Genomic DNA, 21,029 nt, shown 5'->3' with positions numbered 1-21,029 from the left:
GGCCGGTCGCGGCCTGCCACCCACCCCGCGCGAAGGCTCACGGCTCGCGGTCGGCGTGGTCTCCGCCGGCCGGGTCGGCGCGGTGCTGGGCGCTGCGCTCGCGAACGCCGGGCACACGGTCGTCGCCGCCTCCGCGGTCTCCCGCGCCTCGCGGGCCCGCGCCGAGGAGCTCCTGCCGGGTGCCGAGATCCTCCCGCCCGACGAGGTCGTGCGCCGCGCCGACCTCGCGCTGCTGGCGGTCCCCGACGACGTCCTGCCCGGCCTGGTGCGGGGGCTCGCCGCGTCGGAGTGCCTGCGGCCCGGGCAGATCGTCGTGCACACCTGCGGTGCCGCCGGGGTCGGCGTGCTGGCCCCCGCCGCCGAGCACGCGGTGCTGCCGATCGCGCTGCACCCGGCCATGACGATCACCGGGCGCGCCGAGGACGTCACGCGCCTGACCGGTGCCTGCGTCGGCGTCACCGGACCGGAGGGGCCGGGCGAGGACGCCGACGCCGCCTGGCTGGTCGGCGAGGCCCTGGTCGTCGAGATGGGCGCCGAGCCGGTCCGCATCCCCGAGTCGGTCCGCCCCCTCTACCACGCGGCGCTCGCCCACGGCGCGAACCACCTGGTCACGCTGGTGCGCGAGGCCGCCGACCTGCTGACGAACGCCGGCATCGAGCCCTCCGAGCGTGTGCTCGCCCCGCTGCTCTCGGCCGCCCTGGACAACGCGCTGCGCCACGGCGACCGCGCGCTGACCGGCCCCGTGGTGCGCGGCGACGCCGGCACGGTGGCCACCCACCTGCGCCACCTCGACGACCGCGCCCCCGACGCGGCCCCGCTCTACCGGGCCCTGGCCCGGCGCACCGCCGAGCGCGCCCGCGCCGGCGGACTCATGGACCCGGCCGCCGCGGACGACGTGGTGGCCGCCCTCGAGAGGCCCCGCTCGTGACCAAGCCGTCCAGCCTGCGCACGCACGACCTCGTCGGTCGCGCGCGTCCGCAGTACTCCGCCGACAAGCTCACCGTGCACCGCGACCCGAGCGCGCTGCGCCGCGTCACCCGCGCCCTGCGCACCGCCGGGCGCCGCGTGACGCTGGTGCCGACCATGGGTGCCCTGCACGACGGGCACCGCGAGCTGATGCGTCGCGCCCGCGGTGTCCCGGGCGCGACGACCGTCGTGTCGATCTTCGTGAACCCGCGCCAGTTCGGGCCGGACGAGGACTTCGACCGCTACCCGCGCGCCTTCGAGGCCGACCTCGAGGTCTGCCGCGAGGAGGGCGTCGAGCTGGTCTTCGCGCCGTCGGTCGAGGACATGTACCCGCACGGCTTCTCGACGTCGATCGACCCGGGCCCGCTCGGCGGCGACCTCGAGGGCGCGATCCGCCCCGGCCACTTCGCCGGGATGCTCACCGTCGTCAACAAGCTCTTCGCGATCACGGTGGCCGACGCCGCGTTCTTCGGCGAGAAAGACTACCAGCAGCTCACGCTGATCCGCCGCATGGCGCGCGACCTCGACATCGACATCCACGTCGTCGGCGTCCCGACCGTGCGCGAGGCCGACGGCATGGCGCTCTCGAGCCGCAACGCCTACCTCTCCGCCGAGCACCGCCACGCCGCCGTCGCCCTGTCCGCGGCGCTCTCGGCCGGCCAGCACGCCGGCGAGCAGGGGGCGCAGGCCGTCCTCGACGCCGCCCGCGCGGTCCTCGCCACCGAGCCGTCGCTCGAGGTCGACTACCTCGAGCTGCGCGACGAGGACCTCGGCCCGACCCCCGACATCGGCCCCGCGCGACTGCTCGTCGCCGCCCGGGCCGGCACCACCCGCCTGATCGACAACGCCGCGGTGTCCCTCGTGAGGAGAGTCTGACGTGCAGCGCACGATGCTGAAGTCCAAGATCCACCGCGCGACGGTGACGGACGCGAACCTGCACTACGTGGGGTCGGTGACCGTCGACGAGGACCTGATGCGGGCCGCGGATCTGCTGCCCGGCGAGCAGGTCGCGATCGTCGACGTCACCAACGGCGCCCGCCTCGAGACCTACGTGATCACCGGGCCCGCGGGCTCCGGCGTCATCGGGATCAACGGCGCGGCCGCGCACCTCGTCTCGCCCGGCGACCTCGTCATCCTCATCTCCTACGGGGTGATGGACGACGCCGAGGCGCGCACCTACCAGCCGCGCGTGGTCTTCGTCGACGACGCCAACCGCGTGCTCGACCGCGGCACCGACCCGACCCACGTGCCGGACGCCGCCCCCACCACCTCGCTGCTGCGGCCCGGCACCGAGGCGCGCCCGGCCCGGCGTCACGGCGCCCCCGGCCCGGCCGTCACGACCATCAGCGGCGGCTGGGACACCGAGCCCCAGCGCGAGGACCGCCCGGGTCGGCGGCGCAAGGACTCCAGGGACAGCCGGGACGTCTCGGAGACCACCGACGCCCGGCGCCTCGACGCGCTGCTCTCCACCGACCACTGAGGGGGACGACGTCATGCTGCTGTGCATCGACGTCGGCAACACCCAGACCGCCCTCGCCCTCTACCCCGAGGACGGCCCCGCCTGCTGGGACGCCCGGCTGCGCACGGAGCCCCGCGCCACCGGCGACGAGATGGCGCTGCTGGTGCGGGGCCTGCTCGGCACGCGGGTCGGTGACGTGACGGCCGTGGCCGCGCTGTCGACGGTGCCGGCGCTGCTGCGTGAGCTGCGCGGGATGGTCACGCGGCACTTCGCGGGGCTCGACCACCTGCTCGTCGAGCCCGGCGTGCGCACCGGGGTGCCGCTGCTGGTCGACAACCCCAAGGAGGTCGGCGCCGACCGCGTCGTCCAGGTCCTCGCCGCCTTCGAGCGGCACGGCGGGCCCTGCGTCGTCGTCACCTTCGGGACGTCGACGACGGTGGACGGGGTGTCGGCGCGCGGCGAGTTCCTGGGCGGGGCGATCGCCGCGGGCGTCGCCGTGTCCGCCGAGGCCCTCGCCGTCCGCGCGGCGGCCCTGCGCCCGGTGGAGCTGGTGGTGCCGCGCTCGGTGCTCGGGCGCAACACCGTCGAGAGCATGCAGGCCGGTCTCGTGCTCGGGGCGGCGGCCCAGGTCGACGGCCTCGTCGCCCGGGTCAGCCGCGAGATCACCGCCCGCGACCCCGACGGGCGCGCGCCGGTCGCCGTCGTCGCCTCCGGCGGGCTCGCGCCGGTGGTGGTCGACGAGTGCGCGACCGTCACCGAGCACGTCCCGGACCTCACGCTGCTGGGCCTGCGCTCGGTGCACCGGCGCTGGCTCGAGCGGCGCGACGAGCGTGCCGCCCGCCGCGCCGCCCGCCCCTGACCCGCGCCGGCCGGACCCTCACACCTGTGCCGGCACCCCCTGCCAGCGGGTGCGGTCGGCGAGGCGCTCGCCCTTCATGACGAGCGAGAGCCCGCCGAGCTCGGTGCCGTCGCCGACGACGGTGTCGTAGAGGACCACCGACCGGTCGCCGACGGTCGCGCCGTGCCCGATCCGCAGGTGCGACATCTTCATCACGCGGTCCTCGAACAGGTGCGTCTGCAGGGAGACACCCCGCCCGATCGCGGCGTCGTCGCCGACGTGCACGAGGTCGAACTCGGTGAGGTGCGTCGTGCCGATCCAGGTGCGGCGACCGAGGTCCGCGCCGAGCAGGCGCAGGACCCACGGCAGCATCGGCGTGCCGACGAGCGCGCCGGCCGCCACCGGTACGGCGGCGCCCTCCCAGACCCCGGTGACGAACTCCGTGCGCCGCACGAACAGGTCCCACAGCGGCTCGGTGCGCGGGCGGTAGCGCCCGACCACCAGCCACTTCAGCGCGACCACGGCGAGCACGACCGCGAGAGCGGAGGCGGCGAGCACCACGGGGGCGAGGAGCACCGCGGCGAGCACGCCCAGCGTCGTGGCGGCGAGGAACAGCGCGAAGGTCCCCGCCGTCGCCGCGACCCCGAGCAGGGAGGCGGGCAGCACGGCGCGCACGAACTCGATCGCGAGCCGTCCCGCGACCCGGCCGCGCGAGGGCCGGAACGTGCGGGACGCGTCGTGCTCACCGGAGTCCTGGCGGCGCGGCAGGTGGATCGCGGGCGACCCGAGCCAGGAGCTGCCGGCCGGGACCTCGCGCGGCGGCACCGTGTGCACGCCGACGAGCGACCCCTCCCCGGTTCGTGTCCCGGCCGGCGCCACCGCGGCGTTGCCGACGAAGGCGCGGTCGCCGACGACCGTCGGCCGCATCCGGATGCGGCCCCGGACGACCGACGCGCTGCCGACCGTGGCCATGTCGGCGACGAAGGCCTCCTCGCCGATCGCCAGCAGGTCCGGGTCGAGGTTCGAGACCGTCGAGACCTCCGAGCGGCGCCCGACGTCCGCGCCGAGCAGGCGCAGCCACGCCGGCGTGTAGAGCGTGGCGTAGAGGGTGTTGGTGGTGGTGAGACTGCGGGCGAACAGGCGGTCGGCGATCCACTTGCGCAGGCCGAAGCCCGAGCGCAGCGGGTGGACGCCCGCCGGGGTGCGGGGCAGGACCGCGCGGCGCCCGAGGGCGACGACCGCGCAGGTCGCGAGCACGAACACCGGCCCGGCGGCGACCGCGGCGAGCAGCGCGAGGCCGATCCCGCCCGCGGCGTAGCCCGCGAGGACGAGGGCCAGCGTCGGCAGCGTCGGCAGCAGTGCCGTCAGCTCGAGGCCCACGGCACCGGCGACCGCGGCGAGGTGGTGCACGGGACGCCAGCCGGGCAGCGCCGGTGCCGTGCGGAGCTCGTCGACGTGACCGGGGGCGTCCTCGGCCTGGGCGGGGGAGCCCGCACGGCTCGCGCCCGCGGCCACCGCGTCCCCGGCGGCGAGGACGGACTGCTCGGCGAGGTAGCCGTCGGCCCCGAGCGAGGCGCCGGCCTCCAGCACGGCGGCGGTCCCCACGGCGGCACGGTCGCCGACCGTGATCGGGGCGACGACGACCCGCCCGCCGCGGACGTGCCACGGGTGCAGGTGCACGCCGTAGCCGAGGGCCGCCTCGTCGCCGAGGGCGAGCAGCCGGGGCAGGCCGACGTCCGCGGTGGCGAGGTGGACGTCGCGGCCCACGCGGGCGCCGAGCAGACGCAGGTAGGGGCCGGCCAACGGCGATCCGGCGAGCGTCTCGAGCAGCGAGAGCCGCAGCAGGCCGTCGGCGGCCCAGAGCCGCAGGTGGGTGACGCCCCACAGCGGGTACCGCCCGGCCGCGATCCCGGTCGTCAGCAGGCGTGCGCCCAGCGGGAGCAGGCCGCGCAGCAGCACCCAGCCGCCGAGGGCCGCACCCACGACCCCGCCGACGTACCCGGCGGTGAGGGTGCCGTCCCACCGGCTCCAGGCCAGCGCGAGCGGTGCCGCGACGACCAGGAGCAGCACCCCGAGCAGGGCGGCCTGGGCGGCGCCGCCCGCGACGACGCGGCGGGTCGGGTGGCGCAGCGGCTCCTCGGCCGCCGGAGCCGGTGGCGTGGTCGTCAGCCGGGCGAGGCCCCGCACCGTCGGCTGCGCGTAGAGGTCCCGGACGGCGACGGCCATGCCGGCCTCGCGCAGGCCGCTCACGACGCGGGCGGCGGCGAGCGAGTGCCCGCCGAGCTCGTCGAAGAAGTCGGCCGTCACCGACACCTCGTCGAGGCCCATCGCCGCGGCGACGACCTCCGCGACGCGCTCCTCCGCGGGGCCCTCGGGCGCCACGGCCGGACCGTCGGTGGAGACGAGCCGCCGCCCCGTGGGCTCCGGGAGCCTCCCGCGGTCGACCTTGCCGCTGGGCTGGGTCGGCAGCTCGTCGATCACGTCGATCGTCGCGGGGACCATGTAGCCGGGCAGCGTCTCGCGCAGCGCGCCGTGCGCCCGCTCGACGGGCGGCGCGCCGGCGTCCGCCACGATCACGTAGGCGGCCAGCTCGCCGGTCGCGCCGTGCAGGTCGACCGCGGCGGCCGCGATGCCGTCGTCGGCGAGCAGGACGCTCTCGATCTCGCCGAGGTCGACACGGTGCCCGCGGACCTTGACCTCCGCGTCCGCGCGGCCGAGGTAGACGATCTCGCCGTCCTCGTCGAACCGGCCGAGATCCCCGGTGCGGTACACCCGCTCGCCGGTCTCGGGGTGGGCGACGAACCTCTCCGCCGTCCTCTCCGGCATGCCGACGTAGCCGCGGGCGACGCCGGGCCCGCCGAGGGTGATCTCGCCGACCGCGCCGTCCCCCACCGGGTGGTGGTCCGGGTCCTCGGGGTCGGTGAGCTCGGCGGTGTAGGTGGGCAGCGGGGTCCCGATGGTCACCGGCCGCCCGGGCTCCAGCTCGCACCACGTCGCCGTGACCGTGGCCTCGGTGGGGCCGTAGGTGTTGAGCATGCGCCTTCCCGGACGCGCCCAGCGCTCGACGAGCTCGGCCGGGCAGGCCTCGCCGCCCACCATGAGCGCGCGGACCTGCGGCAGGTCGCGCGGGATCGTCGCGAGCAGCGTCGGGACGGCGTAGAGGACGGTGACGGCGCGCTCGTCGAGGAAGTCGGCGAGGTCGCCGCCGACCCGGCCGGCCCCGGTGGGGGCGGCGACGACGGTGGCGCCGGCCGCCCACGTCGGCCAGATCTCCTCGATGGAGAAGTCGAACGAGATCGTCATGCCCTGCAGCACCCGGTCGTCGGGGCGCACGTCGTAGACGTCGGTGACGACCTCGACGAAGTTGACGATGCTCGACTGCCCGACCTCGACGCCCTTGGGGCGCCCGGACGAGCCCGAGGTGTAGATGACGTAGGCGGGGGCGTCGGCCGCGGTGTCCCGCTCGGGTCGGTGGTCGGGCACGAGCGCCGCGCGGGCGGCGGTCTCGCCGTCGTCGAGGGCGAGGACGGGGGCGGTCAGACCCGCGGCGGCACCGGCGAGGAAGTCCTCGGTGGTCAGCACCAGGTCGACGCCGGCGTCGGCGACGACGTACTCGACGCGGTCGGCGGGCGAGCCGGGGTCGATCGGGACGAACGCGGCGCCGGCCTTCCCGACCGCGAGCAGTGCGACGTAGGTGGCTATCGAGCGCTCCAGCAGGATCGCGACCCGCCCGCCTCCGTCACGACGGCCCGCGCCGACGTCGTGCTCGGCGATCAGGTGCGCGAGCCGGTTCGCGTCGCTGTCGAGCTGGGCGTAGGTGCGGACGTCGTCGCCGTGCTCGACGGCGATCGCGTCGGGGGTCCGGTCCGCGCTGCGCTCGAAGAACTGTTCGAGCCGTCGGACCCGCGTCTCCGGGTCGGCTCCGGTGGTGGGGCGGGCGGTCGGGGTGGCCGCGGGCAGGAGCCCGGTCATCGGGTCGCGCCTCCTCACGACGTCGTCGTCGACGCCTGCGGGGTGACCCCGACGGTGACGAAGCGTGACCGTGGTCGCCGGACGCGTCGGGGCCGGTGGACGGGTGAACCGCTACCGACGATGCCCGCCACGGGACCCGGAAAACGTCCGTGAAGTGCGCGTTCGGTGGCTCCCGGTGTCCGGCCGAACCGTCCCGGACCCGGGCGCGTAGCGGCCCGGAGGACGGGTTTCCGCTGGCGAGAGGCGCGCACCCGATCGGGTCCACCCGCCGGCCCCGGCTACGGAATGAAGCAATCGTTAAGGAGCGTTGTGATCAGCGCGACGCTGCTGCTGTGAGGGCGCTCATGCGCCGAGGAGGTGGCAGCGGGTGACGGCGCGGACGCGTCAGACCGGGCCGTCGACGAGCTCGTCGCGCCGGGGATCGCCGTCGGGCAGCAGCATCCGCAGCCGTTCGGCGAGCTCCTCGTCGCCGGCCCCGGTGTCGGTGTGGGCGAGGGCCCACAACGCCTCGATGTCGCCGCGCCGCAGGACGGCACTGCGCACCGCCACCTCGAGGTGGTCGCGCTCCTCGCGCACGCCGGGGGCGTCGGAGGCCGGCAGCAGCGCGCCGCGGCGCAGCACCGCGGGCGGGGGCAGGCGACGGTCGCGCAGGGCCGTGCGGACGTCGAGGAAGTCGGCGTCGACGCGGGCGCGCAGCTTGTAGGGCTGGGTGGACAGGAGCGAGGTGCCGAGTGCGTTGCGCAGGCGGTGCACCTCGGCGCGCACCGTCACGGGGTTGCCGGCGTCGCCGTAGAGCGCCCGGGCGAGCCCGTCGGCCGTGAGTCCTTCGGGGTGCAGCGCGAGCACGACGAGCATCTCGGCGTGCCGCTGGGACAGGCGCACGGGGCGACCGTCGAGGCGTGCCACCGGGCGCTCGGCACCGAGGAACGGCAGGGACAGGGTGGGGTGCGAGGGCGCGCGCGGGGCCACGCGCAGCAGCCACCCCTCCGCGAGCGGCTCGACGACGCCCTCGCCGCGCTCGCCGAGGTCGATGCGCCCGCCGCCGTCGGGGACGGCGACGCGTTCGGGCAGCCAGTCCGCCGACTGGGCGGTGATCACGCGCCCGCCGGGGGCGAGCAGCGCGCCGGGGGCGCCGTGCAGGCCTTCGAGGTGGGGCCGGTTGCGGGCGCGCAGGCGCTCGTCGCGCTCGACCAGGCGCGCCTGCAGGTGCACCTCGGCGAGCTCGGCCGCCGCCTTGACCAGCGCGAGCGTGCTGGGGTGGAACGTCTGCAGCGGGCCTGTGAGGTCGATGGCCGCGACGACCTCGCCGGACTCGGGGTCGTGGATCGGCGCCGCCGCGCAGGTCCACGCGTGGTAGAGCTTCACCAGGTGCTCGGCGGAGTGGATCTGCACGGCCCTGCCGGAGGCCAGCGCCGTGCCCATCGCGTTCGTGCCGACCGAGTCCTCGCTCCAGCGCGTGCCCTCGACGAGCTCGACGCTGTCGGCACGGCGCAGGACATTGCTGTTGCCCTCGCGCCACAGGATGTGGCCGCGGACGTCGGTCACGATCATCATGTGCACGGCGTCGTCGGCCACGTCGAGCAGCGTGCGGCGCAGCAGCGGCAGGACCGGCGCGAGCAGGTGGCCCCCGCGGACGTCGCGGAGCTCGTCGTCCTCGTAGACGTGCTGGGGCCGGCCCCGCTCGGGGTCGATGTGCGCGTCGAGCGAGCGCTGCCACGACGCCGAGACGACGTCACGGGGCGAGGCGGGGCTCGCGCTGCCGGAGAGCACGGCGTCGCGGATGCGTTCGAGCAGGTGGGCCCGCTCGAGCGGGTCGGACGGCACGAGAGGCGTCGACAGCGTGCCGGGGACGGTCAGGCGGGTGGTCCCGCGCGCGCCGCGCTGGCTCTCCGGCATCGGCGCCCCCTGCTGTGGACCGTGACGGGCGGGACGGTGCCGCCACGACACCGATGTTCCACGCCCGGGAACGGGGAATCCCCCTCCCGGAGGATGGTCCTGCATCCCCTCCGGTAAGGCAACCCTTCATCAAACCCTCGTGCGCGGCTCGCGGGCATGGACAACGCCGCAGATGCGTTGCAACGCCGGTGCAACCCTCCCCTACCTAGTGTCCGCGGTCACGTAGTCGCACTGCGTATCCCACGATGTGGAGGGAAACACCGATGGCCATCTACGCGGCACCGGGCTCGGCGGACAGCGTCGTCACGTTCAAGCCCCGCTACGACCACTACATCGGCGGCGAGTACGTCGCGCCGGTGAAGGGTCAGTACTTCGAGAACCCGACCCCGCAGACGGGGCAGACGTTCACCGAGGTGGCCCGCGGCACGGCCGAGGACATCGAGAAGGCGCTCGACGCCGCTCACGCCGCCGCTCCCGCCTGGGGCAAGACCTCGACGACCGAGCGCGCCAACATCCTGAACAAGATGGCGGACCGCATCGAGGCGAACCTCGAGAAGATCGCGGTCGCCGAGAGCTGGGAGAACGGCAAGGCGGTCCGCGAGACCCTCGTCGCCGACATCCCGCTCGCGATCGACCACCTGCGCTACTTCGCCGGGTCGATCCGCGCGCAGGAGGGCCACCTCTCGCAGATCGACGAGGACACGGTCGCCTACCACTTCCAGGAGCCCCTGGGCGTGGTCGGCCAGATCATCCCCTGGAACTTCCCGATCCTCATGGCGATCTGGAAGCTGGCCCCGGCCCTCGCCGCCGGCAACGCCGTCGTCCTCAAGCCGGCCGAGCAGACCCCCGCCTCGATCCACGTCCTCATGGACGTCGTCGGCGACCTGCTGCCCCCGGGCGTGCTGAACATCGTCAACGGCTTCGGCGTCGAGGCGGGCAAGCCGCTCGCGTCGTCCCCGCGCATCCGCAAGATCGCCTTCACCGGCGAGACCACGACCGGGCGCCTGATCTCCCAGTACGCCTCGGAGAACCTCATCCCGGTCACGCTCGAGCTCGGCGGCAAGAGCCCGAACATCTTCTTCGACGACGTCGCCGCGCAGCAGGACGCCTTCTACGACAAGGCGCTCGAGGGCTTCGCGATGTTCGCCCTCAACCAGGGCGAGGTCTGCACCTGCCCGTCGCGTGCCCTCGTCCAGGGCGGCATCTTCGACGAGTTCGTCGCGCAGGGCGTCAAGCGCGCCGAGCAGGTCAAGATGGGCAACCCGCTCGACACCGACACGATGATGGGCGCGCAGGCCTCGAACGACCAGCTCGAGAAGATCCTGTCCTACATCGACATCGGCCGCCAGGAGGGCGCGAAGGTCCTCACCGGCGGCGAGCGCGCCGACCTCGGAGGCGACCTCTCGGGCGGCTACTACGTGCAGCCGACCGTCTTCGAGGGCCAGAACTCGATGCGGATCTTCCAGGAGGAGATCTTCGGCCCGGTGCTGTCGGTGGCGCGCTTCTCCGACTACGCCGACGCGATCTCGCAGGCCAACGACACGCTCTACGGGCTGGGCGCCGGCGTCTGGTCGCGCGACACGAACACGGCCTACCGTGCCGGCCGCGACATCCAGGCCGGTCGTGTCTGGGTGAACAACTACCACGCCTACCCGGCCCACGCGGCCTTCGGCGGGTACAAGCAGTCCGGCATCGGCCGTGAGAACCACAAGATGATGCTCGACCACTACCAGCAGACCAAGAACATCCTGCAGAGCTACTCGGACAACGCGCTCGGATTCTTCTGATGGACGCCGTCAGCACCAGCACCGACGTCACCGACCAGGTGCCGGAGGTGCCGGGCTCGGGCACGGGGCGCGTCGCCCTGTCGCCGCAGGCCTCCGAGCTCCTGGTGACGCTCACCGACATCCACGGCCCCCTGATGTTCCACCAGTCCGGCGGGTGCTGCGACGGCAGCGCCCCGATGTGCTACCCGGACGGGGACTTCAAGATCGGGGGCCAGGACGTGCACCTCGGTGACCTCACCGTGGAGGGCCTGGAGAAGCCGATCGGCTTCTACATGTCCGCCTCGCAGTTCGAGTACTGGAAGCACACGCACCTCACCGTCGACGTGGTGAAGGGCCGCGGCAGCGGATTCTCGGTGGAGGCGCCCGAAGGGGTGCGCTTCATCATCCGCTCGCGGCTGTTCACCGACGACGAGATGCGGGAGCTGGGCGACCTGTAGCCGGTCGGTTGTCCGACCCGAGCACGACCCAGTAGGACCGAGGGGCGCCTCGGCTGCGCACGACGCAGCCGGGGCGCCCCTCGCACGTCCGCCCCCGTCTGCCCACTGACCCCACCGACGAAGGAGTTCGACGATGAGCACTCCGTCTCCCACGCCCTCGACGACGCTGCGCGAGATCACCGGGATGCCGGCCTCGCCCGCCTCCCTGCGCGAGTCCGCGCTCGTGATGATCGACCTGCAGAACACCTACACCCGCGGCGTGATGGCGCTCGAGAACGTCGAGCCGGCCATCGACGAGGCCGCCGCCCTGCTCGACCGTGCGCGCAGCGCCGGCATCCCGATCGTCCACGTCCAGCACGACGCCGGGGAGGGCTCGCCCTACGACGTCCGCGCCGAGATCGGGGCGATCGTCGACCGCGTGGCTCCCCGCGACGGCGAGCACGTCGTCGTCAAGAACTTCCCGAACTCGTTCGTCGGCACCGACCTCGAGTCCTACCTGCGGGGGAAGTCGGCCTCGAACCTCGTGCTCGCGGGCTTCATGACCCACATGTGCGTGAACTCGACCGCCCGCGGTGCGTTCAACGCCGGGTTCGCGCCGTCGGTCGTCGCCGGGGCGACCGCCACCCGCGCCCTGCCCGGGCCCGACGGCACGGTCCCCGCGGCGTCGCTGCAGAGCGCGAGCCTCGCCGCGCTCTCCGACATGTTCGCCGTCGTGGTTCCCGACACGTCCGCGATCCCCGACTGACGCACAATTCCGCGATCGGGGAGAAATCGCGGCGTGGATCACTCGACAACGTCCCGATCCCGGAAATAAGGTCCGGCCGTATTCATTCCGAGGATCGGTGCGGAGGTCGCGTGATGGCGCAGAAAGTCGTGGTGTCCCTCGTCGACGATCTGGACCAGTCGGAGGCGGACGAGACCGTCGAGTTCGGGCTCGACGGCGCCACGTACGAGATCGACCTCTCGGACGCGAACGCGTCCGCGCTGCGCGACACGCTCGCCGACTACGTCGCCCACGCGCGGCGCAGCGGGGGCCGGCGGAAGTCGTCGACGGGGGCGTCCTCGGCGTCCTCGGCCCCTGCGGCGCGTCGTGGCGGGGGCCGGGCCGCGGTCGACCGCGAGCAGAACCAGGCGATCCGCGAGTGGGCGCGCAAGCAGGGCATGACCGTGTCCGAGCGCGGGCGGATCCCGAGCGAGGTCAGCGAGGCCTACCACAAGGCGCACTGACCCCTGGGGCGTCAGCGGGTGTGGGGGGCGTCAGCGGGTGTAGGCGAGCAGCGCCGGGCGGTCGAGCGTCACCCCGCGCCCGCCCGGGTGCACCGTGATGAACCCGCGCTCGGCCAGCGTCCGCAGCGCGGCGTTGAGCGTCTGCCGGGCGACGCCCAGGCGCTGGGCGAGCAGGGTCTGCGGTCCGTCGAAGCGGACCTGGTCGCCGTGGTGCTCCAGCTCGAGGAGCAGGGCGGCGAGCCGGCGCGGCACCGGGTGGAACGTCGAGCCGGCCCGGGCGCGGTTCGACTGGCGCACGATCCGCACCAGGTCGCCGGCGAGGGCGAGGAGCGTCTCGGGGCTGGAGCGCAGCGCCCGCAGCGCCGCGGCCGCGGGCAGCACGAGGATCCGGGACTCGCGCAGCGCGACCGCGTCCTCGGTGCGCGGCCCGGGATCGATCAGCTCGAAGTAGCCGAAGGCCTGCCCCGCGGACGCGACGCCCAGGTCGACGACGTCGCCGGCCGGCGAGCTCAGGCGGGACACGACCGCGCCGCGCAGGAGGACGAACATCGCGTCGCCGGGGTCGCCCGTCCGGAAGACCGTGTCGCCCGGGGCGTAGCGGCGCGGGACGGCGGCGCCGGCGAGGTCGTCGAGGGCGTGGGGGGCGAGCCCGCGCAACTGGGGACAGGCCTGGAGAGCGGACCGCGCACCGCGGCCGGCCGTTATGGGTCGTGCCACCACCGTCATGTCGCCCTCCGTCGTCCGGGGCCCTGACGCTCACCTGTCCGGCCCAGTCGGTCTGTCGTCGCCGTGACAGCGCGTCGATCTTCGGTGAGCTTGGCTTCGACGTCGACGCTCCCGTCGGATCCCCGACACCGGAGGTCGTGGAAGCGCCCCGACGGGGGCGCGGGGGAGGCCGACGTGCGGACGTGGAGAGATCGGCTGCCGGCGCGGGTGGGCGCCCTGGTCGGGGCCCTGGCCCTCGTGGCCGTGGCGGGCTGCGGGGCGTCCTCGACGACGACGGCGGCGGCCGCGGCACCACCCGCGCCGACGGACCCGTCCGCACCGGCGGGGCCGTCGGGACCCTTCGGTGGCCCCTCGGCCGCGGACGCGCCGGCCGGCGGTGTCTCGGTGTTCACCCCGCTCACGGCCTCCGTGCTGCGGGCCCCGATCCCGGTGCCCGCCACCGACGGCCGGGTGCACCTGGCCTACGAGATCCAGGTGAACAACATCCTGGCGTCGCCGGCGACGATCAACGCGGTCGAGGTCGTCGGCGACGGCCGGTCGCTGCTGCGCCTGGAGGGCGACGCCCTCGCCCCGTGGATCAAGCCGTTCGGCGGGGACCTGGGCGTCCGCGACCTCGGGCCGGGCCAGGGCGGGATGGTCTGGCTTGACGTGACCCTCGCACCGTCCGACCCCGTCCCCGCGCGCCTCGAGCACCGGCTCGACCTGGCGTTCGCGCAGGCGGCCCCGCCGCTCGTCCCCGCGACCCTGACCGAGACGGTGGCCCCGGTGGCGGTGGACCGGACGCCGCCGGTGCGCATCGCGCCGCCGCTGCGCGGGCCCGGGTGGCTCGACGGCGACAGCTGCTGCCGACTGGGTGCGCACCGGGGCGCGGTCAGCCCGATCGACGGGCAGCTGTACGCGCCCGAACGCTTCGCCATCGACTACGTGCAGGTCGACCCGGCCGGCCGGATGATGGGCGGGCCGCCCACGGACATCGCGAGCTACGCCTACGTCGGCGCCGACATCCTGGCCGTCGCGGACGGGCCGGTCGTCGGGCTCGTCAGCGACCTCCCGCAGCAGCCGCCCGGCGGGAACCCGAGCGGTCTGACGCTGCAGCAGTACGGCGGCAACCACGTGGTGCAGGATCTCGGTGGCGGGCGCTACGCCTTCTATGCGCACCTGCAGACGGGGAACCCGTTGAACCTCGCCGTGGGGCAGCAGCTGCGCCGCGGCCAGGTGATCGGCAAGCTGGGCAACTCCGGCAACACCGATGCGCCCCACCTGCACTTCCACGTGATGGACCGCCCTGACCCGCTCGCGTCGAACGGCGTGCCGTTCGAGTTCGACTCCTTCACCCTCGACGGCCGGGTGGTCTCCGAGGAGTCGCTGCAGCAGGGCACCGTGGGGCCGGTGCCGTTCCAGATCGACCGGGCGGGGGCGGGTCCGCGGGCCGGTGTCTCGCCGCTGGGTCTCGACATCATGGGCTACCCGTGATCCGGGAGAGTGGTTCGCTCGCCGCGAACGGCTCCGGGGGATGACACGGACGTCCGGGACGGTTGGACAGGACGGAGCGGGACGGAGACCACGTCCGGGTACGCCGGACGTAGTACCCGTCACGGTCGTGCAACCGTCACCCTCCTGTGACGTCACGCGCGACGACTAGGATGGCCTTACGGTGCAGTGGCAGTTCAGGCACCGTGGGGGTCCCGATCCGTCATCGGGCACCAGCCAAGGGGCCACCGGGGCGTTCCTTCGGGGACACTCGGTGGAGGACCGCCGGCGCAGCAGTCAGGAGTGACAGATGTTCGAGAGGTTCACCGACCGCGCGAGGCGGGTGGTCGTCCTGGCCCAAGAAGAGGCCCGGATGCTCAACCACAACTACATCGGCACCGAGCACATCCTGCTCGGGCTGATCCACGAGGGCGAAGGCGTCGCCGCCAAGGCCCTCGAGTCGCTGGGCATCGCCCTCGAGGGCGTGCGCCAGCAGGTCGAGGAGATCATCGGCCAGGGCCAGCAGGCGCCCTCCGGCCACATCCCCTTCACCCCCCGCGCCAAGAAGGTGCTGGAGCTGTCGCTGCGCGAGGCGCTGCAGCTCGGGCACAACTACATCGGCACCGAGCACATCCTGCTCGGGCTCATCCGTGAGGGCGAGGGCGTCGCCGCCCAGGTGCTCGTCAAGCTCGGGGCCGACCTCAACCGCGTGCGCCAGCAGGTGCTGCAGCTGCTCTCGGGCTACCAGGGCAAGGAGCCCGCGGAGTCCGGCAGCCAGCGTGGCGAGGGCACCCCGTCGTCCTCCCTGGTGCTCGACCAGTTCGGTCGCAACCTCACCCAGTCGGCCCGCGAGGGCAAGCTGGACCCGGTCATCGGCCGGGAGAAGGAGATCGAGCGGGTCATGCAGGTCCTGTCCCGCAGGACCAAGAACAACCCGGTGCTCATCGGCGAGCCCGGCGTCGGCAAGACGGCCGTCGTCGAGGGTCTCGGCCAGGCCATCGTCAAGGGCGAGGTGCCCGAGACGCTGAAGGACAAGCAGCTCTACACCCTCGACCTCGGGTCGCTGGTGGCGGGCTCGCGCTACCGCGGTGACTTCGAGGAGCGCCTCAAGAAGGTCCTCAAGGAGATCCGCACCCGCGGCGACATCATCCTGTTCATCGACGAGCTCCACACGCTCGTCGGCGCGGGTGCCGCCGAGGGCGCGATCGACGCCGCGTCGATCCTCAAGCCGATGCTGGCCCGCGGCGAGCTGCAGACCATCGGCGCCACCACGCTCGACGAGTACCGCAAGCACGTCGAGAAGGACGCCGCCCTCGAGCGCCGCTTCCAGCCGATCCAGGTGGGGGAGCCCTCGGTGGCCCACTCCATCGAGATCCTCAAGGGCCTGCGCGACCGCTACGAGGCCCACCACCGCGTCTCGATCACGGACCCGGCACTGGTCGCGGCGGCCACCCTGGCCGACCGCTACATCAACGACCGCTTCCTGCCGGACAAGGCCATCGACCTCATCGACGAGGCCGGCGCCCGCATGCGCATCCGCCGCATGACCGCGCCGCCGGACCTGCGCGAGTTCGACGAGAAGATCGCCGACGTCCGTCGCGAGAAGGAGTCCGCGATCGACGCGCAGGACTTCGAGAAGGCGGCGCGCCTGCGCGACGAGGAGAAGACCCTCATCGGGCAGAAGTCCGAGCGCGAGAAGCAGTGGAAGTCCGGTGACCTCGACGTCGTCGCGGAGGTCGACGACGAGCAGATCGCCGAGGTGCTGGCCAACTGGACCGGCATCCCGGTGTTCAAGCTCACCGAGGAGGAGACCACCCGTCTCCTGCGCATGGAGGACGAGCTCCACAAGCGCATCATCGGGCAGGAGGACGCGGTCAAGGCCGTGTCGCAGTCCATGCGGCGCACCCGCGCCGGCCTCAAGGACCCGAAGCGTCCCTCGGGCTCGTTCATCTTCGCCGGCCCCTCGGGTGTCGGGAAGACCGAGCTCACCAAGGCGCTCGCGGAGTTCCTCTTCGGCGACGACGACGCGCTCGTCCAGATCGACATGGGCGAGTTCCACGACCGCTACACCGCCTCGCGGCTCTTCGGCGCGCCCCCCGGGTACGTCGGCTACGAGGAGGGCGGCCAGCTCACCGAGAAGGTGCGCCGCAAGCCGTTCTCGGTGGTCCTCTTCGACGAGATCGAGAAGGCCCACTCCGAGGTCTACAACACGCTGCTCCAGGTGCTCGAGGACGGCCGCCTGACCGACGGTCAGGGCCGCATCGTCGACTTCAAGAACACGGTCATCGTGTTCACGTCGAACCTCGGCACCCAGGACATCTCGAAGGCGGTCGGCCTCGGGTTCCAGTCCGGGCAGGACTCGGGCTCGAACTACGAGCGCATGAAGAACAAGGTCACGGACGAGCTCAAGAAGCACTTCCGTCCCGAGTTCCTCAACCGCATCGACGACATCATCGTGTTCCACCAGCTGCGCGAGGACGAGATCGTGCAGATGGTCGACCTGATGATCGGTCGCACCGAGAAGCAGCTGCAGAACAAGGACATGTCGATCGAGCTCACCGACGCCGCGAAGAAGCTGCTCGCGCAGCGCGGCTTCGACCCGGTGCTCGGCGCCCGTCCGCTGCGCCGCACGATCCAGCGCGAGATCGAGGACCAGCTCTCCGAGAAGATCCTCTTCGGCGAGGTCGAGTCCGGTCAGATCGTGCTCGTCGACGTCGACGGCTGGTCGCCCGAGCCCGACGAGAACGGGGTCACCAAGCCGGCCCCGGAGTCGGCGACCTTCACCTTCCGCGGTGAGGCCAAGCCGACCCCGGTCCCGGACACCCCGGAGGTCGCGGCGGCGGAGTGATCCGCAGCTAGCCAGCACCACCCCGGAGCCCCGGTCCCTCCTCGCGAGGGCCCGGGGCTCCGGCGTGTCCGGGGTCGGCGTGTCGTGTCAGCGGCGTGGCGTCGCAGACACTGAGTGTCCGTAACGCCACGCACTCGCTTCGATCATGGTCAGACCGTCGCGGTCGGCGACCCGTAGCTCACGCGGGGCGCCGGCAGCAGCGCGGCCGCGGCGAGGGCGTCGAGCACGTCGATGTGCAGGCCGTCGGGATCGCCGCTGACCTGTGCAGGCCGGGTGCTCAGTACGTGGAGGCCGACCGCGCGGAGTCGACGCTGGTACGCGAGCGTCTCCTCCACCTGCTCAGGGGTGGCGAAGTGGTACTCGACGGAGTCGATCTGCCAGACGAAGCCGAGGTCGCGGACCAACCCGTCAGCGATCGCGAGGAAGCGACCGTGCTCGTCGTAGATGCGGACGTTCCACTCGATCTCCGGGAGGTCTGGGCGCGATCTCCAGAACTCCCGCGCCTCGTACTCGGCCGCAGACCACACGCCGTCCTCCACAGCTTGGAGCACACGGCGTGGAGCGGCTGTGCCTTTGCGGCTTCCAGTCTCCAACTCGAAGCGCAGCGCCGCGATCAGCACCATTCGGCGACGCACGGCTTCCGACAGGACAGCAGCGATCACCGTCAGGTTCTTGATCCGACGCGTTCCGTCGCTGAGACAGCGCACCAGAGGGGCGACAGCGAGCCCGTTGCGGGTCGTGGGCTTCGGTAGCCGCCGTGTGCGCTCGATGATGATCTTCGGAGTGCTCAGCATCCTCCGTGGCTCGTCGATGAGAACGTGCACCGTGGTGGGGTCGTCGCCCGTCTTGATCCCGTAGTGCCTGGCCCCTCCGATACCCGTGAGCACCGCGCCCTCGCCGGCGTAGACGAGTGCGGCGATCTCCCACTGCCGATACGTGGGCTCGCCGTTGGACAGGAGGAAGGTGGCGGGCGCGAGGAGTGTCCACGGCCCGTCCTCCTGCGTCCGTCGGTAGGCCGTGCGCTCGGGGACTCCCATCGCTACGAGCTCGTCGATCGAGATGACGCCTTCCCAGCTCGCAGTGCGAAGCCGCTCCATCTCCTGGGCCCACCTACCTCGCCGCACCGGATCAGGGTCGCGGTCCCAGCTCGGACGCGTGTGCGCTTTCGAGGTGGATGTGGACAACTCCGTCGGCGAGGCTCTCCTCGGCCGGATTCCTGTGGATGGGCGCCCGCCCCGGAATCGAGTGCGTGGCGTTACGGACGTTCAGTGTCTGCGACGCCACGCCGCTGACAGCTACGATCCGCGAGCGTGACGGGTGGGACGCCGAGGAGTGCGCCGACGTTCCTCGCCGACGTCCCGCCCGGCGAGGCTCTGCTCTTCCTCTCCGCCCACCTCGACGACGCCGTGCTCTCCTGCGGTGGGCTCATGGCCGCGGTGGTCGACCAGCACCCCCTGCTCGTCGTCACCATCTTCAGCGAAGCGAGCCCGCCGCCCCACACCCGCGCCGCGCGGACGTTCCTGCGCCAGTGCGGCGCCCCCAACGCCGCGACGCTGTTCGCCGAGCGCCGGGCCGAGGACCGGGCCGTGCTCGACGGCCTCGGCGCGCGCGTCGAGCACCTCGGCGAGGTCGACGCCCTGTTCCGCCGGCGCGGCGTCCCCGGCCCCCTGCACGCCGCGGAACGCCTCCCCGAGCTCGTCCACCGCTACCCGACCTACCGCTTCGACATCGCCCTCGGGCGCGTGTCCCGCGGCGACCGGAAGATCGTCGACGACGTGACGCCGCGCGTCCGTGCCCTCGCCGACGAGGTCGGGGCGCGCACCGTGTTCTGCCCGGTCGGCGTGGGGCGGCACGTCGACCACCTGCTCACCCGGCGCATCGGCGAGGCACTCGGTCTGCGGGTGATCCACTACTCGGACTTCCCCTACGACCTCACACACCCCACCGACCCGGCCTTCCTCGCCGGCCACGGCGCCGCGCGACGGGCCTTCGCCGACGGCACCGCCGACCGGGAGCGTCTCGTGCGCGGTTACACCACGCAGGTCGACGCCCTCTTCGGCGACGGCACGATCCCGGCGACGCCCGAGGTCTACTACCCGGAGGGCGTCTCGTGATCCGGACCCTCGACGCCGACCTCCTCGAGGCCTGGGACGCGCTCGCCCTGGCGACGGGCGCCCCGGTGTTCGCGCGCCCCGGGTGGCTGCGGGCCTGGGCGACGGCGTTCGGCAGGCTCGACGACCTCCGCGCGCTCACCGTCCACCGCGGGGGCGAGCTGGTGGCGGTGCTGCCGGTCGTCGGCGGCCGGGCCGCCGTGCGCACCCCGGTGAACTCCGAGACCGCCATGATCGTGCCGGTGGTCGCCGACGGTGACGCCGCGGCCGAACTGGCGCAGCTCCTCCTCGCGCGACGGGCCGGGGTCGTCGACCTCGACGCCGTCCTCGCCGACGACCCCCTCACGACGCAGGTCCGCCGGACGCGGAACCCCGTCCACGCGACCGTGCGGTGCCGCTCGCCCTACGTCGACACCTCCGGCGAGGTCGACGCCTACCTCGCGACGCTGTCCAAGAGCCGGCGCAAGGAGGTCCGCCGGCGTGAGCGGCGGCTCGAGGAGATGGGTGAGCTCACCTTCGAGATGGACCACGGGACGGGGGACGACCTCGGCGCGCGGCTGGAGGAGGGGTTCCGCCTCGAGGCCAGGGAGTGGAAGCTCGCCGCCGGCTCGGCCATCGTGTCCAGCCCAGCGCGGGTCGCGTTCTACACCGCGGGCGCCCGGTGGGCCGCCGAGCAGGGCGTGCTGCGGCTCGCGGCCCTGCGCGTCGACGGGCACGCGTTCGCGTCGGGCTACTGCCTCGAGCAGAGCGGCACGCTGCACTTCCTCAAGCTCGGCATGGACGACGCCTACGCCAAGTACGGGCCGGGCCTGATGATCAACCTGCGGATGATCGAGCACGCCTTCGCGCGGAGCGACCTCGACACCTTCGACATGCTCGGCGAGTTCGAGCCGTACAAGGCCGACCTGACGGGCACGGTGCGCGAGCAGCACCGCCTGCGGGTCTACCCGACGCCCGTCGTCGGCGGCGTCCAGCGCGCGGCCACCGCAGCCGCCGGGGACCTGCGCCGGGCCGTCGTCGCCCGCCTGTCCGCTCCCACCCGCGAGCGTCTCCTGGCGATCAAGAACCGCCTGCAGCGCTGACCTCGGCCACCTGGCCCCCCTCGCTCACCCGTCCGCGGCGGCTGCGGAAGAACGAACGGAGCTTTCGCTGCTTCCGATGCAGCGAGAGCGCCGTTCGTTCGCGCGGCCCCGCGCGGCGCGACGCCGCTCGCGCGACCCCGCCGGCACGCCCTACCGGCAACCTCCCGCAACCCCACGCCGGCACCGGGGGAGGACCCCACCCCACGAGGC

The 21,029-nt window shown here is 73.5% G+C and carries 15 protein-coding genes and 1 pseudogene; 12 read left to right on the top strand and 4 right to left on the bottom strand.

The features are described from left to right. Positions 1–13: 13 nt before the first annotated feature. From WCD41_RS05495 to WCD41_RS05480, 4 genes and pseudogenes are all read left to right on the top strand, one after another. The gene (locus WCD41_RS05495; RefSeq protein WP_337713324.1) at positions 14–928 is read left to right on the top strand and encodes a Rossmann-like and DUF2520 domain-containing protein; all 915 of its coding nucleotides are present in this window, start codon (positions 14–16) and stop codon (positions 926–928) included. A gap of 14 nt (positions 929–942) precedes the next feature. Then, positions 943–1,842: a pantoate--beta-alanine ligase gene (gene panC / locus WCD41_RS05490; RefSeq protein ID WP_337713323.1), complete on the top strand. Its 900-nt coding sequence runs from the start codon at positions 943–945 to the stop codon at positions 1,840–1,842. 1 nt (position 1,843) lies between these two features. Beyond that, positions 1,844–2,218: pseudogene (gene panD / locus WCD41_RS05485) on the top strand (aspartate 1-decarboxylase); the annotation flags it as partial. Positions 2,219–2,459: 241 nt separating this feature from the next. Next, a complete protein-coding gene (locus WCD41_RS05480) occupies positions 2,460–3,284 on the top strand; it encodes a type III pantothenate kinase (RefSeq protein WP_337712391.1) in 825 nt (274 codons plus the stop codon). An 18-nt stretch (positions 3,285–3,302) separates the two neighbouring features. Here WCD41_RS05480 and WCD41_RS05475 read toward each other — a convergent pair whose 3' ends face one another. Then, positions 3,303–7,235 (bottom strand): Pls/PosA family non-ribosomal peptide synthetase, encoded by a 3,933-nt coding sequence (locus WCD41_RS05475; protein WP_337712390.1) that lies wholly within the window; start codon positions 7,233–7,235, stop codon positions 3,303–3,305. A gap of 384 nt (positions 7,236–7,619) precedes the next feature. Then, complete coding sequence (locus WCD41_RS05470; RefSeq protein WP_337712389.1) at positions 7,620–9,131, bottom strand: GAF domain-containing protein; 1,512 nt, start codon at positions 9,129–9,131, stop codon at positions 7,620–7,622. A gap of 263 nt (positions 9,132–9,394) precedes the next feature. Here WCD41_RS05470 and exaC point away from each other — a divergent pair, with 263 nt between their 5' ends. From exaC to WCD41_RS05450, 4 genes are all read left to right on the top strand, one after another. Then, on the top strand, positions 9,395–10,918 hold the full coding sequence (exaC, locus tag WCD41_RS05465; protein WP_337712388.1) for an acetaldehyde dehydrogenase ExaC: 1,524 nt from the start codon (positions 9,395–9,397) through the stop codon (positions 10,916–10,918). Further along, complete coding sequence (locus tag WCD41_RS05460) at positions 10,918–11,355, top strand: DUF779 domain-containing protein (RefSeq protein ID WP_337712387.1); 438 nt, start codon at positions 10,918–10,920, stop codon at positions 11,353–11,355. Before exaC ends, WCD41_RS05460 begins: the two co-directional genes overlap by 1 nt. A 133-nt stretch (positions 11,356–11,488) precedes the next feature. Then, on the top strand, positions 11,489–12,100 hold the full coding sequence (locus WCD41_RS05455) for a cysteine hydrolase family protein (RefSeq protein ID WP_337712386.1): 612 nt from the start codon (positions 11,489–11,491) through the stop codon (positions 12,098–12,100). A gap of 113 nt (positions 12,101–12,213) precedes the next feature. Beyond that, positions 12,214–12,582: a histone-like nucleoid-structuring protein Lsr2 gene (locus tag WCD41_RS05450; protein ID WP_337712385.1), complete on the top strand. Its 369-nt coding sequence runs from the start codon at positions 12,214–12,216 to the stop codon at positions 12,580–12,582. Positions 12,583–12,612: 30 nt separating this feature from the next. On the opposite strand, the gene WCD41_RS05445 is transcribed toward WCD41_RS05450, so the two are convergent. Continuing rightward, positions 12,613–13,239 (bottom strand): Crp/Fnr family transcriptional regulator, encoded by a 627-nt coding sequence (locus WCD41_RS05445; protein WP_337712384.1) that lies wholly within the window; start codon positions 13,237–13,239, stop codon positions 12,613–12,615. 243 nt (positions 13,240–13,482) lie between these two features. On the opposite strand from WCD41_RS05445, the gene WCD41_RS05440 reads away from it, so the two are divergent. Beyond that, positions 13,483–14,781, top strand: coding sequence for a M23 family metallopeptidase (locus WCD41_RS05440; RefSeq protein ID WP_337712383.1), 1,299 nt, complete (start codon positions 13,483–13,485; stop codon positions 14,779–14,781). A 307-nt stretch (positions 14,782–15,088) separates the two neighbouring features. Beyond that, entirely contained in the window at positions 15,089–17,626 is a 2,538-nt protein-coding gene (locus tag WCD41_RS05435; protein WP_337712382.1) for an ATP-dependent Clp protease ATP-binding subunit, read from the top strand. 149 nt (positions 17,627–17,775) lie between these two features. Here the strand turns inward: WCD41_RS05435 and WCD41_RS05430 are convergent, their stop codons facing one another. Further along, entirely contained in the window at positions 17,776–18,723 is a 948-nt protein-coding gene (locus WCD41_RS05430; RefSeq protein ID WP_337712381.1) for a hypothetical protein, read from the bottom strand. A 213-nt stretch (positions 18,724–18,936) separates the two neighbouring features. Between WCD41_RS05430 and WCD41_RS05425 the strand changes: the two genes are divergently transcribed. Both WCD41_RS05425 and WCD41_RS05420 read left to right on the top strand, forming a co-directional pair. After that, positions 18,937–19,740, top strand: coding sequence for a PIG-L deacetylase family protein (locus WCD41_RS05425; RefSeq protein WP_337712380.1), 804 nt, complete (start codon positions 18,937–18,939; stop codon positions 19,738–19,740). Then, the gene (locus WCD41_RS05420; protein WP_337712379.1) at positions 19,737–20,819 is read left to right on the top strand and encodes a GNAT family N-acetyltransferase; all 1,083 of its coding nucleotides are present in this window, start codon (positions 19,737–19,739) and stop codon (positions 20,817–20,819) included. The genes WCD41_RS05425 and WCD41_RS05420 overlap by 4 nt, the downstream gene beginning before the upstream one ends. Positions 20,820–21,029 lie beyond the last annotated feature (210 nt).

Source organism: Actinomycetospora aeridis (assembly GCF_037400275.1).
Lineage (GTDB): Bacteria > Actinomycetota > Actinomycetes > Mycobacteriales > Pseudonocardiaceae > Actinomycetospora > Actinomycetospora aeridis.
The sequence above is the reverse complement of the archived record's forward strand: the minus strand, read 5'-3'. Positions and strand labels throughout refer to the sequence as shown.

What these genes read in the sequence shown, in the direction of transcription:
- WCD41_RS05435 (WP_337712382.1), top strand. Translation starts at nt 15,089, where the DNA reads ATGTTCGAGAGGTTCACCGACCGCGCGAGGCGGGTGGTCGTCCTGGCC.
- WCD41_RS05450 (WP_337712385.1), top strand. Translation starts at nt 12,214, where the DNA reads ATGGCGCAGAAAGTCGTGGTGTCCCTCGTCGACGATCTGGACCAGTCG.
- exaC (WP_337712388.1), top strand. Translation starts at nt 9,395, where the DNA reads ATGGCCATCTACGCGGCACCGGGCTCGGCGGACAGCGTCGTCACGTTC.
- WCD41_RS05430 (WP_337712381.1), bottom strand. Translation starts at nt 18,723, where the DNA reads ATGGAGCGGCTTCGCACTGCGAGCTGGGAAGGCGTCATCTCGATCGAC.
- WCD41_RS05475 (WP_337712390.1), bottom strand. Translation starts at nt 7,235, where the DNA reads ATGACCGGGCTCCTGCCCGCGGCCACCCCGACCGCCCGCCCCACCACC.
- WCD41_RS05480 (WP_337712391.1), top strand. Translation starts at nt 2,460, where the DNA reads ATGCTGCTGTGCATCGACGTCGGCAACACCCAGACCGCCCTCGCCCTC.
- WCD41_RS05455 (WP_337712386.1), top strand. Translation starts at nt 11,489, where the DNA reads ATGAGCACTCCGTCTCCCACGCCCTCGACGACGCTGCGCGAGATCACC.
- WCD41_RS05470 (WP_337712389.1), bottom strand. Translation starts at nt 9,131, where the DNA reads ATGCCGGAGAGCCAGCGCGGCGCGCGCGGGACCACCCGCCTGACCGTC.
- WCD41_RS05460 (WP_337712387.1), top strand. Translation starts at nt 10,918, where the DNA reads ATGGACGCCGTCAGCACCAGCACCGACGTCACCGACCAGGTGCCGGAG.